Raw genomic sequence first — 12346 nt, 5'->3', positions numbered from 1 at the left:
GGTTCGTTAAGCTCCCCGCGCTACGGTTCAAATAACTGGTACGCTTAATCAAAGTTCAACTATTACTAACGTAGTCGAGTAAACAGTACTTTTGATGAAGATCGGTTATGCGCGAGTGAGCACTCGGGATCAGAAAGCCGACCTACAAGTCGATGCCCTGAAACAGGCCGGGTGCGAACGCATCTACCAAGACATCGCCAGCGGCGCGAAAAGCGCCCGGCCGGAGTTGGACAAACTGCTGGCCAACGTGCGGCCGGGTGATGCCGTGGTGATCTGGAAGCTGGATCGCCTTGGGCGTTCCCTCAAGCACCTGGTCGAGTTGGTCGGCGAGCTGGCAGAGCGCAAGGTCGGCTTACAGAGCCTGAATGACCCCATCGACACCACCCACGCCCAAGGCCGCCTGGTGTTCAACCTGTTCGCCTCGCTGGCGGAGTTCGAGCGCGAGCTGATCCGCGAGCGGACTCAGGCGGGTCTGTCGGCCGCACGGGCGCGTGGCCGGATCGGTGGCCGTCCCAAGGGCCTGCCAGCCAAGGCTGAGGCCACCGCCATGGCGGCCGAAACCCTCTACCGCGAAGGTCGCCTGAGCGTCAGCGCGATCGGCGAGAAGCTGCACATCTCCAAGAGCACGCTGTACAGCTACCTGCGCCACCGTGGTGTCGAGATCGGCGCGTACCAGAAGAGCGCCAGGTCACGCGACCAGCAGCCTTCGGCCGCGTCGCCGGCAGAGCCGCCCGCCGCCGAGCGGGTGGCCACCGTCACCCTGCGCCTCGCGGTGGTGAATAACAGCAAGTTCGTGCGCGGCCGGAAGCGGGCCACGGAGAACATTGAGCGCTACTGCCTGGAGCCCTATGGCATGAAGCGGCTGGATGCCGGCCACTATGAGTTGACCATTCCGTATCGGAGCGACGATGAGCTGGACAAGAGCGTGCATGACCTGCTGACCGAGATCAGCCAGGAGGCCGACATGCGCAACTGTTTTGTCGAGATGGGCGCCTGGGAAGAAGACACCGAAAAGCGTTGGTAGGGCTTACGTTGGTTTTTGGTTCCATTGCTCCCCAAACCCCAATTTCTTCTGAAGGCACCTGCTCCCCTCCTGGAGCAATTTTCCGCCGTGGCAGGGAACCGTAACGTTGCGGACAGTGGTGCAATGCTCGCCGGCCTGCTGCATGGGTTCATGATTGCATTCGCCACGAGGGAGACGGAGGAGCGAGCGCTGAAAGCGATGCTGGAGGTGGCTCGGATCTGCGACGAGGCCAACAATATCCGAGGCACCTCTTTCGGCCAGGCCAGCGAATAAATTGGTTACTCGGGCGCTCTTTGCGGAGCGCCCATCATCCCAGCCGTCAGGCAGCCGGCTGCACCTTGGCCAGGTCCGACCCAGCATCAGGGGCAAGCTCCGAAACCAGATCCGATACCTCACCTTTCACTTGGGGAGCGTTGGCGACAAGAAAGTCCCCCCAATCCTTCATCAGGGCGCGACGCTTATCTAGCAAGTCACCTCGGTTATATGCTGCTTCAACCTTACTGTTGAGGGTATGCGCGAGAGCCATTTCGCAAACCTCTCGCTGGTGATCGGTTTCTTCCGCGGCCCACGTCCGAAAAGTAGATCTGAACCCATGCGGTACGACGCCATCGACCTGGAGCTGATCGAGCACCCTTGCCATGGCATTGCCGGGAATAGGGCCTGTTCGCCAGGAGTTGAGAAATATCCATTTGTCATGCTTTCCGACCTGCTGCCGTAGCACCTCGAGCATTTGCTCCGTAAGGGGTACCCGGTGAGCCTTGCCCGCTTTCATGCGTTCTGCTGGGATGTACCAGATTTTCTCCTCCCAATCTATTTCCGGCCACTGGGCCCCGCTCACCTCTTGGTTACGGGTCGCAGTCAGAATTGCGAATTCAACAGCACGAGCTGCTGCCCCATCCAGGGAATCGAGCCTGGCCAACAGCTCGGCAGTGCGTAAAGGTGTCGGAGACGGGAAGGGGACTACCGTATGCGATTGCTTGGGCAAGAGCTTGTCGAGATGACCACGCCACCGTGCGGGGTTTTCACCTTGCCGAAGCTTCAGTGCCTTCGCTGCATCGAGCACGAGCTCTATGCGATTCCGGACGCGGTTCGCCGTGACGGGGATCTTGCTCCAGATCGGCGTCAGCACATCCAGGATATCGTCCGTGTCGACCTCGGCTATCCGAAATCCGCCTATGACAGGGTAGACATGCTTCGTGAGTGAATTCTGCCATTGCTGGTGATGCTTCTTAGACCAACTCGACGAATGCGTGCGTATGTACCTTTCCGCCGAAGACCGAAACGTGTGGCTCGTTGTAGTTCGTGAGGCTTTGGCGGCTTTGGCCTTCGCACGCTCAGCGGCTGGATCGACGCCACGGGCGATATCGAGCCGGTACTTGTCAGCCTCCAGCCGTGCGTCTCTGAGGCTCAAGGCAGGGAATGTACCCAGGGCCAGATCGTGCCGCTGCTTCGCCAGCATATAGCGAAAGACCCAACTTTTTCGCAGGGTAGCTGACACACGAAGAATCAACCCTCGGCCGTCCTGGTAGGAGCCGGGCAGGTCGACATCCTTGACGAACTTAGGGGTCAGTTTGCTCACGAGGTGCCCTCGGTCACCGGGCCATTCTTTTCATCCACCGGCACGTCATCCTGAAAAGCGAGAGAAATGTTCTCCGGTGGGACAAGGTGAAGGCAAGCAAGCTCGTACCCCGCATCTGAAACGAGGTGTAAACCGGAGCGATCAACGGCGAGAACGGAAATCGCTCCAGGCTCGTCATCAAGCGCTTCACCAAGCCAGTTACTGAGTGCGTCTTCTACTGCCAGCATCGACCCAAAGAAATAGACCATTTCCTTGGCTTCACCGAGTAGTTCGGAGCGAGGTCCAATCTGCGGCCGTAAACCGTCACGGAAGATGGACTCAAGATTACGGGTTGGCGTGACGTGGTAAATCTCACCAGAAATCGGCTCGCTTTGAGCGTGCTCATTCGAAGCATGGTTTTTCACTACGGATTCCTCGCGGCTCGTTTGTTCGCAGGCGCTGATACTGCAATCGCGCCAGATCTCGCCGGAATGTAGGAGGATAAGGTATCCCCATACAAATCGGCTACAGGCCAGAACCTATAAGACGTTTGGAAAATCCCAAATGATATGTCCCACACCATAGCCCACAGTTGCGCTCGCGCTGATTGACCCTACCAGGAACGCAGAGGACCCAGCCCGGCGAGAGCATGTATGTTTGAAATAGGAGAGGTAGGGGAGGAGGGGGAGGGAGCAACCAACCCGGCAGGTGGCCTAAGTTCTCGGCCGGGTTGTTGCCTGACCAACCTATGTAGATGGGTCATGAACCGCTAAGTCCGACCGTGGTCAGTAGACCGTTTTCGATGCCGCTGTTTTGCGTTTCTCAACGAAAGCCGTGACCTCTTTAGAGATGCGCTTTGTTTCCGCGTCATACTCATCATTGATAGCGACTGCTCGCTTAGGGCCGAGCTCGTTGATCAAGCGTTGTGCTTCCAGCGAAACGGCTCTTTGACTGTTCAAGTAATTTGGGTCTATGACATTCATATTGTACGAGTCGCCAATTCGCATAGCGACTTGAGCTCCTTGGGACTCGCACATTACGAATCCGATCTTTTCATACGCTTCTACGAGTGTTGGAAAGCAGCTGAGTGCTATATCGGTGAAGCGTGGTTTCAGGCTGTCAATCATCGCAGTCATGACCCCCTGATTGCGATGTGCTGAATCAACGCAGATATAATTTATTCCACAAGCAGTTGCGGAGTCATTAGCTCGGCTCAGGGTCATGAAACCTATAACTTTTGATGCAACATTTACAGCGATTACTACTTCAGAATTGATCTGAAGGCTAATTGCTGGATCAAGCTGAAGGGCGATATCAGTCAGCATCCAGGCGCGAACTACGCCGAACATGGGGTGATCAGCGCTGATTGGTCGGTTGACCAAATCTAGGCTATAGCGTTCAGCCATCCGCAGTATTTCTTCCTTCTGCGAATGACTAAGTGTTCTAAGGCTTTTGATTGCAACAACTTCCATGATTACTCCTTTGTGCTCGCTTCGATTATCTGCTTTCAACAATATGCCACTGACCGTCCCAGTTTCGGATTTTGCATTTAGCAGTCATCCCACGCCCTGTATGGATGCCTTGAACAACGCCCTCACCAGGCCCCGTGCTGGCAAAGTTCACACGGCCACATTCTTTGAAGGCGACTTGGTTCATGAATCCCCCCCTGCTTTGAACTGCGTCCTTCCCAGCTGCTGTATCGACCGCACGCTGGCCGTTTGTGATGCGAATAGCTTGAATCACCGTCGAGCCGTCTTCTGCTTTGCTGTAGCGCAGAGTGCGCTCGTGCTCGACAGCAGCGGTACCGGCTGCGCCCCCCGAATCTCGCGACGAATCGCAGCCGACCAGCGAGAGGCCAACAAGGGCGTAGATGAACAATTTGCGCATAGATGAAGCTCCAGTGATTTGTCGCATAAGCATGCCAGCGCGGGAGAAATTGCCAACTCAAGTAGGTGCATTTACTGCACCGCGCTATAGCCGTCGCCCGTCTGGGTAAAGCGGGTGTGGTGATTACAGGGGCTTTCTAGTGGCCTTGAGCAGCAGAACGCTGATAGATGTACCGTCGAATGCGTTATCAATCGCCTCGGAGAATTCGAGCTTGAAGCCAGGTAGCAGATCGGCAGCGAGCCTCCGGGCGCTTGTCGGCAGCACTGCCCCAAGTCGTCCGCCGGTTTCAATAAGTGTGCCGGCGTGACGGAGGTGTTCCTGCCAGCGGCCTTCGCTGTATGGCGGATTCATCGCGATCACGCTGAAGGAGGTACCAGGTTTCCAGGCGAGGAAATCCCCCTCGATGACGTTGTGTCCTTTCTCTCTCAGTATTTGGCAATGCAGCGGACTGACCTCGACGCAACGGGTGCGATCCTTGGGCAGCAGATCAGCAATGCCGCCCTGGCCAGCCTGAGGTTCGCATACAGTGTCGAGCAGGCTGATATCCAGCCAGTCCACTAGGCGCTGTGCGAGATTCGGAGGGGTCGGGTAGAACTGATAGCTCTTCTGGTCGGGAATGCTGCCACGTGCGGCAACCTCTGCAACAGCGTCACGCGGGTCATAGTCGAACTGCCAGTAGGTTAGGCGGCCATGCTTGGGGCAGGTGGTCAGAACCCCGCCCAGAGCCGCCATGACGCTGCCCACCTCATCAAGCAGGTGTTTGCTGTCCGCACGCTCGCGCACGGAGATACACAGCGTATTGGGTACGTTAATTTGGTCGTATTCGCGGCGGAAGTTGGTCGTCTTCTCCAGGTAGCAGTATGTCTCAGCGCTGCTGAGCAGCGATGTCACAGCGTTCGATAGGGGGCGCTCGTAAAGTGTCTTGCTGTTGAAGCCAGATGCCTTCGGCTTTGCTGGGCGCTTGCGGAAGCTCTCCGGGATGGCCATCGGGTGCAGGAACGCCAACACGCTATTGAGCCTGTATGCCATGTCCGGATGGACTTCAAGGTGAGCGGTACCCACCTTGTATGCCCTAACGCGAACGCTGCCGCCATCTATCTCAACCCACTCGCCCCGGCTTGCCCGTGCCAGGTGCAGGATGCGAGTGGTAGAAGCACGGCACGGATCATCGCGGCCCATGAACTTGGCTACCACCATGCGTAGATCGTGGATATAGCCCTCACGGTCATGATCGGTCGATCCCCAGTCGTTATAGACGTGGCTCATGATTGCGCGCTTGTAAAAGCCTTCTGGCTGATTGGTCACATGGGTACGCGACAGGGCTCGGAAGATGCCATCAACACGCTCGGCCAAGAATTCAACACGGCGGGAGAGGAGGCTTTGAATCGTTGCACGCAGGTTGTCGAGATTGAACTCTGGCATATCCAGCTCAGGGTTCTCGCCGCGTTTGTAGTTGTGGTCGCGCCAGGCGTTCAGGGTTTTGTGCCATTGGCTACGGCGGGCCTGCGGCATGTGCTCCATAAGGTCAGTTTGATTGAGCGCACGCTGCCAATAGGCTGCGGTCAACTCGTTCAGCGCGCCCTCAAGCTGGAATATTTCGCCGAAGGCGCTGGTATGGCGAATGCTTGCGCTACGACCGTACTGGTCATTGCCATTACCATCGAAGAAATAACCCAGCACACCAGAAACCTTTTCCTGGGTGATGATCCCATGTACCTCAATGACACGGGCCTTCTCGCGCTCGTAATCGCCGGCCAGCAACGTCAGCGCGTCAAACTGAACGGGGGCAAAAAATTGGTCGATGACATCGCCATGAAGGACTGGACTGGAATGACGGTCGTTCTCGAAAAGCTGCATAAGTGAAAACCTCCTTGGTTTCCACCAACTTCTCATTGTCCCGAAAAATCCCAAGCTGTCAGTCGATCACGACTTCTCTCGCTGAATCCCAGTCGCTGGGGGCAGCATCTCCAGTGGCGAAGGCAAATCTCATACCCACGGTCGGCCTGCCTTTCTTCATGAGGTATGCCGCAGCGCCTGCGCACATCGACTCGTGCCCCGAGGGTTCATAGTTCCCCTCATCGTCCCAGTTGCCACCCCGGTTTGAATGCACGGTCTTGTGACACTGGAAAGTCGAGTGATCATCCTCGATCAGGGTAGAAATAATCCCCTCCAAGCGCCCGCGGCTTAGCGGAATGGCTCCCTCCTTCAGGAACGGGCAATTCGCACATGGTTTTTTCAGTCGGAAGTGCTGCTTGATCGGATTCACTGAACCGTTTCCTTAGCGCGATACATCAATGGCGAAAACCTCGACTGGATCTGCCCCAAAGTGCGGATGAACGATCGTCGTCAAGCGATAGCCCTTCCAGGGCAACACAAGTCTTCGTGCGTCATCTGCGCGCTTCGGATAGCCACGTGTCAGCTCTATCTGGTCGAAGCCCTGCCCCTCCAAACGCCGACGCCAATAGGGTGTGGCAGCCCGAAATTCTTCCAGCTTGACGCCAGCCTTGATCGCGTCGAAATACTCGCCTTTGAGCGGCAGCGTCAGGGTTCGCATGGAGCGGGTTCCTTTCAGTTCGTTACGGTTACGGGGTCAGGCGCTGGGTAGGTCACGTTAGTAACCGGCGCAGCGCGGTCGCGCAGTTTCCGCACCGGGCGGCCGTGCGCGGCGTCGGCATAACCCAGGCGGGCGATACGCTGCGCGCGGTAGACCAGGCCGAGCGGGTTGGGCCAGGGCCTGCCGGCTTCGTAGCGCTTGCGGCCGGCCATATAGGGCACGTCAATATGCAGTGAATCGAGGCCCGCCGACTCGGCGCACAGGCGGGCAATGTAGCGGTCTAGCAGGTCGGCACGCATGGCACGAGTTCCCTCAGTAGCGGGCTGGATTGCCTTTGTACTGCCAGCGCTCGATCAGCGCCGCAGTCCATTCAGGCCCCAGGCGGGCCAGTGCTTCGGCGATAGTGTCATTGCTCTGGTTCAGCAGCTCGGCGCTGTTCGCGGCCAGTGCGACATAGAGGTATTCGCCACGACTCAGGGCACCAACACAGTCAAGGTCGCCCTTGGCCACGCGCAGCGCCAATGCGTCGAGGTAATCCAGTTGATCGGCCATTTGGTCATTCTCCTTCTGTGGTTGGGTGTCGCTATCGGTTGGGTTTAGGGTGTCTATTCAGAGCGTTCGCGTTGAATCCAAAGCTGATCCTGACTGAACACGATGTAACTGTCCCGAGCCTCGGGCACTACCTTTCTAAACTGCGCATCTGTCATGTCGTCGAGCCGGCTGAGGTCGCCACTAGCGCTTAGCCGCTCAATCACCTCAGTGGTGAGCCCTTCGTAGCGATTGAGATAGACGATTGCATCCATCCCCGCACGTTTCGCGCTCGCGATAATGGATTTCCAGTTTCCGCCGCGATCTTTGCTTCGGCGAATATTCTTCGCCTTCAGATAGGCCCGGATCACACGAGAACCCTTGCCAGCTCGCATGGAGGCCTGTACTGCGGTACCAAAATGAAGCCCACCGTCTACCGTTTTGGACGGATCGAGGGTGTCGAACTCCTCATTGGTTCGATGTTCCAGCAGCAAAGGAGAACCCGAGGAGTCAACCACCACGGAAGGGCTGAGCCATTTTTTGAAGTCATCCTCAGCCGAATCTAGTCCGCTGCGCATAGGTTTCCTGTTGGAGAGCTACTAAGATCTATGGATTATCCCACTTGCCAGGCACAACCCAAGCACCTGGCCTGAAGCTGGATTGAACGCACTGGCTGCCCGGACAAGCGAAGAGTGAAAATGGGAAAAGATAAAATTCACTGGAGAATCAGCGCGGAGGATGTCCTGGCCGTTCTGGAGTATTACAACGCCGCTAGCCTGAAGGCCCAACAAACGGCGCTTTCTGGCACGGCGACCCAGCTTGAGAAATTGTTGGGAGGCCCACTGCATAAACTCCTCGAGCCGGAGGAGGCTGACGCCATCCGAAAGGCCGGGGAGATCGTCCGCTCGATCAATATTCGTGTTGAGCACGCCAAAGAGATCAAGCGCCGGGAGGAGAAGCAGAGGGAGGCTCGGCTTAAAGCTCGCAAGGCCCTGATTGACGCCGAGGTTAGAGCTGCATTCCGGAGGCCCCAGGCAACGGCGGAGGACGCAATACGGATTACAACGCTGGCGATGGCGCTTCACCAGGAGAAATTCATCCTGGATTTCTATGATGTCCCAACCATGACAAGTCAGTATCAGGAGCGACTACAGCGAGCGCTCAAGGAAAAGGCACTGGGTGGCTACGTCGATTACGCTCATACAGACATCGTGCGCGGATTATCTGAAACCCTCGACTATCGGCAGAGTGGGAGTCCAAAGGCGGACATCGCGGCCGCACTTAGCTTGTGTGAAAGCTGGAAGCCAAAACACCGGACGGCGCAAGAATTCCTGGAGTTTGTCCATCGTCAAATAGCGATTGAGCACTCGGCCAACGTAGAGAGATTGCCGGTCAAGAAGAAGCCGGCCGGCAGGTAGCCACAGCAAACCTTCTCACAGCAATTCAGGCTGAGCCTGAAGGCGGGCCATGATTCGGCTGTTCAAGGCCCGCCGGTCTGCGGCCATTCTGGCCTCTCTGGCAGCACCTACGCCGTTGAACTGGTTTACGACATAGATCAGGTACAGCGGGTCGCTCGGGCCTACCCAGGCGTTCCAGGCTGCACGGCATTTGGCTCGGGTCTCTGCATTCAAGGCGAAATACGCAGCTCGTGCTTTACGCCACACGGCGGCATGGTTCTGACGCATACGGTCGGTGACCTTGCCCTCGTGAAGGTCACGCAGACGCTTTTCTTCTTCCCAGCTGTGCTGGATCTCGCGAATCTGATCGCCGAAGAGTGGCAGTGATTCAGCTTCCCGCGCCTGTTTGCGCTCAAAGGCCTTCTTCATCATTTTGCGGCGAGAAACCTTGCCTGAACGGCGAGGATAGCGCGGCGCGCTCAGCGCGCCCCTGCTCTCGCTGCCTCCTTCTGGGGTTGGGCGCTATCGGTCGGGGTGTCGGAATAGGCGTAGCCATCGGCTCGCTGGATCAGGGTGCAGTGGCGGTGGTGGATGCCCTGCACTACGCCATCAGGCGTCTGGATGTTGAAGCTGCCGGTCTTGCGCACGGCGACGCGACCCTGGTGGGTGCCAGCCTTTTTGCCGGTCGGCACCTCGGCGCGCACCTGATCGCCGGTCTGGAAACCGAAATGGCGTTTCTGTCGGGTCAAATAGCCGCGTGGAAAACCGTGGGCGGTAAGGCGGGTGCGCTGGTACTCGCCGCGTCCGGTGGCCTTGATCGCCAGCGTGGGGCGTTGCCAGTGCTCGATGGCCCTGATCTCACCGACACTGGCTGCATCGAGCGCGTGGGTCTTCGGAAGGCCGAGGCATCGTCGGTTAAATTTGGTTTGCGCCCCGGTGCCCGTGGTGACCGACAGGCCGGTATCCAGCAGGGCACGGAACAGGGCATTGCGGGTGGCGTTGACGGCGGCGGCATCCCGAAGTGGGACTTTGGCTTTCGCCTTGATTCGGGCCAGCAGCTCTGGCCTGGCCTTCAGGAACACCTCGACTGGCTGGTTGCCCTTGCGCTGATTACAGGGCCGGCAGGCCAGGGTCAGGTTGGGCACCCGGTCGCTGCCGCCGGCACTGCGCGGAACGATGTGCTCGATCTCCAGCGGCGTATTTTCAGCGTCGCAGTAGGCGCAGCAGCGGCCCCACTTCTCCAGCAGGTATTCACGCACCTCGTAGCCGGCCAACTCGCCCTGCTGGTATTGGACGCCGCTGATCTCCGGGTTCTGTATGGCCTGCATGTCGAACTTGACCCGCTCGACTGCCAGATCGCTGATCGGAGCCCAGTTACGCATCCGCCCGACCCAGCCCAGCGTGGTGTCCAGCCGGTGGCGCAAGCTTGGCGGCAGCCAGCCTTCCGGCCGGGTGCGGTTGTCGAAGCGCGGTGTGCGGTGGCGCAGGTTCTGACCACGGCGGCGACGGCGAAACGCCGCCCGCTGCTGCATGGCCTGGCGAATCGCTGCGCCCCGATGGGCCAATTCCATCAGTGAGAGAACAGACACCCGCTGGCCCTTCTGGCGTACCAAGGCAATGCCAGTGAATTTGCTGCCCGGATCGAACTTGAGCGTCAGCGATTGCAGCGCGCTATCGGCCTGCCGCCGATCCACTAGACGGATCACGAACGGCACCTGCCGGTGTATGCGGGCGCGACCGCGCTCCAGCAACAATCGCGCTCGCTTCTCGCTGCATGGCATCAACGGCGTGCCTGTCTTATCCAACACATAGACCGCCACGGCGATCCTCCTTTGAACTATGCCCTTACGGGCCTGGTGACGGAGCCTTGCGGCTCGCTCCCCTCGGGAATGTCTGCACCCGGCTCCCGCTGTCGCGGCGGTCGGAATCTTCGGCGTTTTACCTTTCGCCAGCATGATCCCGACCTTCCAGTGCCCGGAACTGAGGAAGCATTCCGGGGTGGGTCGGTTCGACCTGGTGCAAACGGAGCGGGTTAATACCGCTTTCCCTGGTCAACCCAGCCTGCTTTCACAAGCTCCGACCTTCAGGCCGGGGTAGTTGACTCGCTCTGTGACAGTGCGTTTTTCCTGACGTAGCAGGTACTTCTTGAATCTCATGACCGACACTCCAGCGCCCGGCGGGTAAGAGCGGCCAGCAGCAACCCCAGGGCGCACCAGGTGGCCAACATGAGTAAGCCGAGGAGTGCGATGCCAGCGGTGCCGAAAAGCCCGCCAAAAAGCAGCAGGAAGGCCTGAGGCGCGGCTGCGAACACCCCAGACCAGATCAGCGTGGCATTGGCCACCCCGGCTAGGAACATGAGCCATGCAAGGTATTCCGGCAAATAGCTCGACTTGAATGAAGGGGACTGCATGAGGCAACTCCTTGTTGTCAGAGGGGGAGATGCCTTCAGGCTATTTCCATTCCGGAATATCCCAAGCCAACAAAAAGCCCGGCGAACCGGGCTGAGATTGCTCTAGGTGCTAGTCCTCAAAATGCAAGCTCTTGCTGGCGGTCTGCGTAGCCGCACCAACGGGCGAAGCAGTCGGGATTTCCTACCTCCATCTCTATGTTTCCGGCATAGCCGTGGGTGCGCGCGTCACGGATCAGCTCGGCGATAACTTCGGGACTGTCTCCCATCTCGAAGCAGGTATCAAAAGTACGCTCGCCCAGTCCTTCAAACCCACGATCCCACAACTGGTAGCTGGTGATCTCATGTACGAGATTGTGGCGGTAAGCCAGCTGTACAAAGCGCACACGAGCTTTGAAGCCCGAAGCGGTTGAAAGGCCTACCTTGTCGCGTAGACCAAACAGTTCGTTGATGGTGGCGGTGGTGTAAGACATAAGGAGATCCGAGTTTTCCAGGAGATGCCATCAGGCTACGGCATGAGCTGGGAATCCCAACCAGACTCAACGAGCCTCGGGAGGGCTGATGCCAAACGGCGGCATGATCAGGATTTCGTAGACAGAAGGGAGCAGGGGATCAATTTGCACCCTGATGCCGGTGTATTGGGCTGAAGGCCTCCCATCCAGAGGAAAAACGCCGTGGGGAATTTCAGGATCGGTGCCGAGCCACATCCGGGCGCGGTAGTCGACCCGGTAAATCCCAACCTCGATCCAGTAGTGGGGAGAAACGGCCCGGCCAGCAACGAGCAGTTGGCCAAGCATGCCTTGGTAGGGAATTCCTGCCTGAGCCAACCGGGTAGCAACCAGCCTGCACATCCCATCGCACTCGACAGGTGCGCTATCCAAGGATTCTAAGAGCCTATCCAGGACTGCGGCGGTGATCGGGCGGTCAGTCATAGTCCTTTGCCTTGAGGAATGTTGATCGTTCGCGAAGATGGCCAGAGTACGGTGGCTAG

General features: G+C 58.2%; 18 protein-coding genes. 3 read left to right on the top strand and 15 right to left on the bottom strand.

Annotated features, from left to right (window positions below; all coding sequences use genetic code 11):
- The first annotated feature begins 94 nt into the window (after positions 1 to 94).
- Both MOQ67_RS31345 and MOQ67_RS31340 read left to right on the top strand, forming a co-directional pair.
- The gene (locus tag MOQ67_RS31345; protein ID WP_003150544.1) at positions 95 to 1024 is read left to right on the top strand and encodes a recombinase family protein; all 930 of its coding nucleotides are present in this window, start codon (positions 95 to 97) and stop codon (positions 1022 to 1024) included.
- Positions 1025 to 1147: 123 nt separating this feature from the next.
- On the top strand, positions 1148 to 1297 hold the full coding sequence (locus MOQ67_RS31340; protein ID WP_448675970.1) for a hypothetical protein: 150 nt from the start codon (positions 1148 to 1150) through the stop codon (positions 1295 to 1297).
- A gap of 46 nt (positions 1298 to 1343) precedes the next feature.
- On the opposite strand, the gene MOQ67_RS31335 is transcribed toward MOQ67_RS31340, so the two are convergent.
- The 10 genes from MOQ67_RS31335 to MOQ67_RS31290 all read right to left on the bottom strand — a co-directional run bounded on the left by MOQ67_RS31335 (position 1344) and on the right by MOQ67_RS31290 (position 8129).
- Entirely contained in the window at positions 1344 to 2603 is a 1260-nt protein-coding gene (locus MOQ67_RS31335; RefSeq protein WP_172691848.1) for a tyrosine-type recombinase/integrase, read from the bottom strand.
- Positions 2600 to 3007, bottom strand: a complete 408-nt coding sequence (locus MOQ67_RS31330; protein ID WP_060765504.1) for a hypothetical protein — start codon at positions 3005 to 3007, stop codon at positions 2600 to 2602. The genes MOQ67_RS31335 and MOQ67_RS31330 overlap by 4 nt, the downstream gene beginning before the upstream one ends.
- Positions 3008 to 3367: 360 nt before the next feature.
- A complete protein-coding gene (locus tag MOQ67_RS31325) occupies positions 3368 to 4054 on the bottom strand; it encodes a GNAT family N-acetyltransferase (protein ID WP_172691847.1) in 687 nt (228 codons plus the stop codon).
- A 25-nt stretch (positions 4055 to 4079) separates the two neighbouring features.
- Entirely contained in the window at positions 4080 to 4469 is a 390-nt protein-coding gene (locus MOQ67_RS31320; RefSeq protein ID WP_102685586.1) for a hypothetical protein, read from the bottom strand.
- Positions 4470 to 4592: 123 nt separating this feature from the next.
- Positions 4593 to 6326 (bottom strand): DUF4942 domain-containing protein, encoded by a 1734-nt coding sequence (locus MOQ67_RS31315; RefSeq protein ID WP_169884892.1) that lies wholly within the window; start codon positions 6324 to 6326, stop codon positions 4593 to 4595.
- Between the two features lie 58 nt (positions 6327 to 6384).
- Positions 6385 to 6735, bottom strand: a complete 351-nt coding sequence (locus MOQ67_RS31310) for a hypothetical protein (RefSeq protein ID WP_099169456.1) — start codon at positions 6733 to 6735, stop codon at positions 6385 to 6387.
- 12 nt (positions 6736 to 6747) lie between these two features.
- The gene (locus MOQ67_RS31305) at positions 6748 to 7023 is read right to left on the bottom strand and encodes an RNA-binding protein (protein WP_099169457.1); all 276 of its coding nucleotides are present in this window, start codon (positions 7021 to 7023) and stop codon (positions 6748 to 6750) included.
- 14 nt (positions 7024 to 7037) lie between these two features.
- Positions 7038 to 7322 carry a hypothetical protein gene (locus tag MOQ67_RS31300; protein ID WP_099169458.1) on the bottom strand — a complete coding sequence of 95 codons (285 nt, stop codon included), beginning with the start codon at positions 7320 to 7322 and terminating at the stop codon, positions 7038 to 7040.
- 13 nt (positions 7323 to 7335) lie between these two features.
- Positions 7336 to 7575 carry a hypothetical protein gene (locus MOQ67_RS31295; RefSeq protein ID WP_033045051.1) on the bottom strand — a complete coding sequence of 80 codons (240 nt, stop codon included), beginning with the start codon at positions 7573 to 7575 and terminating at the stop codon, positions 7336 to 7338.
- A 53-nt stretch (positions 7576 to 7628) separates the two neighbouring features.
- Positions 7629 to 8129 (bottom strand): hypothetical protein, encoded by a 501-nt coding sequence (locus tag MOQ67_RS31290; protein WP_099169459.1) that lies wholly within the window; start codon positions 8127 to 8129, stop codon positions 7629 to 7631.
- Positions 8130 to 8249: 120 nt separating this feature from the next.
- On the opposite strand from MOQ67_RS31290, the gene MOQ67_RS31285 reads away from it, so the two are divergent.
- Positions 8250 to 8969: a hypothetical protein gene (locus MOQ67_RS31285; protein WP_084342284.1), complete on the top strand. Its 720-nt coding sequence runs from the start codon at positions 8250 to 8252 to the stop codon at positions 8967 to 8969.
- 15 nt (positions 8970 to 8984) lie between these two features.
- On the opposite strand, the gene MOQ67_RS31280 is transcribed toward MOQ67_RS31285, so the two are convergent.
- From MOQ67_RS31280 to MOQ67_RS31260, 5 genes are all read right to left on the bottom strand, one after another.
- The gene (locus MOQ67_RS31280) at positions 8985 to 9380 is read right to left on the bottom strand and encodes a hypothetical protein (RefSeq protein WP_047296792.1); all 396 of its coding nucleotides are present in this window, start codon (positions 9378 to 9380) and stop codon (positions 8985 to 8987) included.
- A 47-nt stretch (positions 9381 to 9427) separates the two neighbouring features.
- Positions 9428 to 10768 (bottom strand): RNA-guided endonuclease IscB, encoded by a 1341-nt coding sequence (gene iscB, locus MOQ67_RS31275; protein WP_099169972.1) that lies wholly within the window; start codon positions 10766 to 10768, stop codon positions 9428 to 9430.
- Positions 10769 to 11100: 332 nt separating this feature from the next.
- On the bottom strand, positions 11101 to 11358 hold the full coding sequence (locus MOQ67_RS31270) for a hypothetical protein (protein WP_047297019.1): 258 nt from the start codon (positions 11356 to 11358) through the stop codon (positions 11101 to 11103).
- Between the two features lie 116 nt (positions 11359 to 11474).
- Complete coding sequence (locus MOQ67_RS31265) at positions 11475 to 11828, bottom strand: hypothetical protein (protein ID WP_172691846.1); 354 nt, start codon at positions 11826 to 11828, stop codon at positions 11475 to 11477.
- Positions 11829 to 11894: 66 nt separating this feature from the next.
- A complete protein-coding gene (locus tag MOQ67_RS31260; protein WP_172691845.1) occupies positions 11895 to 12287 on the bottom strand; it encodes a hypothetical protein in 393 nt (130 codons plus the stop codon).
- Positions 12288 to 12346 lie beyond the last annotated feature (59 nt).

The organism is Pseudomonas sp. LY-1 (assembly GCF_053502595.1).
Note: the sequence above shows the minus strand (reverse complement) of the source record. Positions and strands in the feature narration are given on the sequence as shown.

What these genes read in the sequence shown, in the direction of transcription:
- MOQ67_RS31305 (WP_099169457.1), bottom strand. Translation starts at nt 7,023, where the DNA reads ATGCGAACCCTGACGCTGCCGCTCAAAGGCGAGTATTTCGACGCGATC.
- MOQ67_RS31340 (WP_448675970.1), top strand. Translation starts at nt 1,148, where the DNA reads ATGCTCGCCGGCCTGCTGCATGGGTTCATGATTGCATTCGCCACGAGG.
- MOQ67_RS31320 (WP_102685586.1), bottom strand. Translation starts at nt 4,469, where the DNA reads ATGCGCAAATTGTTCATCTACGCCCTTGTTGGCCTCTCGCTGGTCGGC.
- MOQ67_RS31325 (WP_172691847.1), bottom strand. Translation starts at nt 4,054, where the DNA reads ATGGAAGTTGTTGCAATCAAAAGCCTTAGAACACTTAGTCATTCGCAG.
- MOQ67_RS31260 (WP_172691845.1), bottom strand. Translation starts at nt 12,287, where the DNA reads ATGACTGACCGCCCGATCACCGCCGCAGTCCTGGATAGGCTCTTAGAA.
- MOQ67_RS31295 (WP_033045051.1), bottom strand. Translation starts at nt 7,575, where the DNA reads ATGGCCGATCAACTGGATTACCTCGACGCATTGGCGCTGCGCGTGGCC.
- MOQ67_RS31345 (WP_003150544.1), top strand. Translation starts at nt 95, where the DNA reads ATGAAGATCGGTTATGCGCGAGTGAGCACTCGGGATCAGAAAGCCGAC.
- MOQ67_RS31300 (WP_099169458.1), bottom strand. Translation starts at nt 7,322, where the DNA reads ATGCGTGCCGACCTGCTAGACCGCTACATTGCCCGCCTGTGCGCCGAG.
- MOQ67_RS31280 (WP_047296792.1), bottom strand. Translation starts at nt 9,380, where the DNA reads ATGATGAAGAAGGCCTTTGAGCGCAAACAGGCGCGGGAAGCTGAATCA.
- MOQ67_RS31290 (WP_099169459.1), bottom strand. Translation starts at nt 8,129, where the DNA reads ATGCGCAGCGGACTAGATTCGGCTGAGGATGACTTCAAAAAATGGCTC.
- MOQ67_RS31315 (WP_169884892.1), bottom strand. Translation starts at nt 6,326, where the DNA reads ATGCAGCTTTTCGAGAACGACCGTCATTCCAGTCCAGTCCTTCATGGC.
- MOQ67_RS31270 (WP_047297019.1), bottom strand. Translation starts at nt 11,358, where the DNA reads ATGCAGTCCCCTTCATTCAAGTCGAGCTATTTGCCGGAATACCTTGCA.
- MOQ67_RS31285 (WP_084342284.1), top strand. Translation starts at nt 8,250, where the DNA reads ATGGGAAAAGATAAAATTCACTGGAGAATCAGCGCGGAGGATGTCCTG.
- MOQ67_RS31265 (WP_172691846.1), bottom strand. Translation starts at nt 11,828, where the DNA reads ATGTCTTACACCACCGCCACCATCAACGAACTGTTTGGTCTACGCGAC.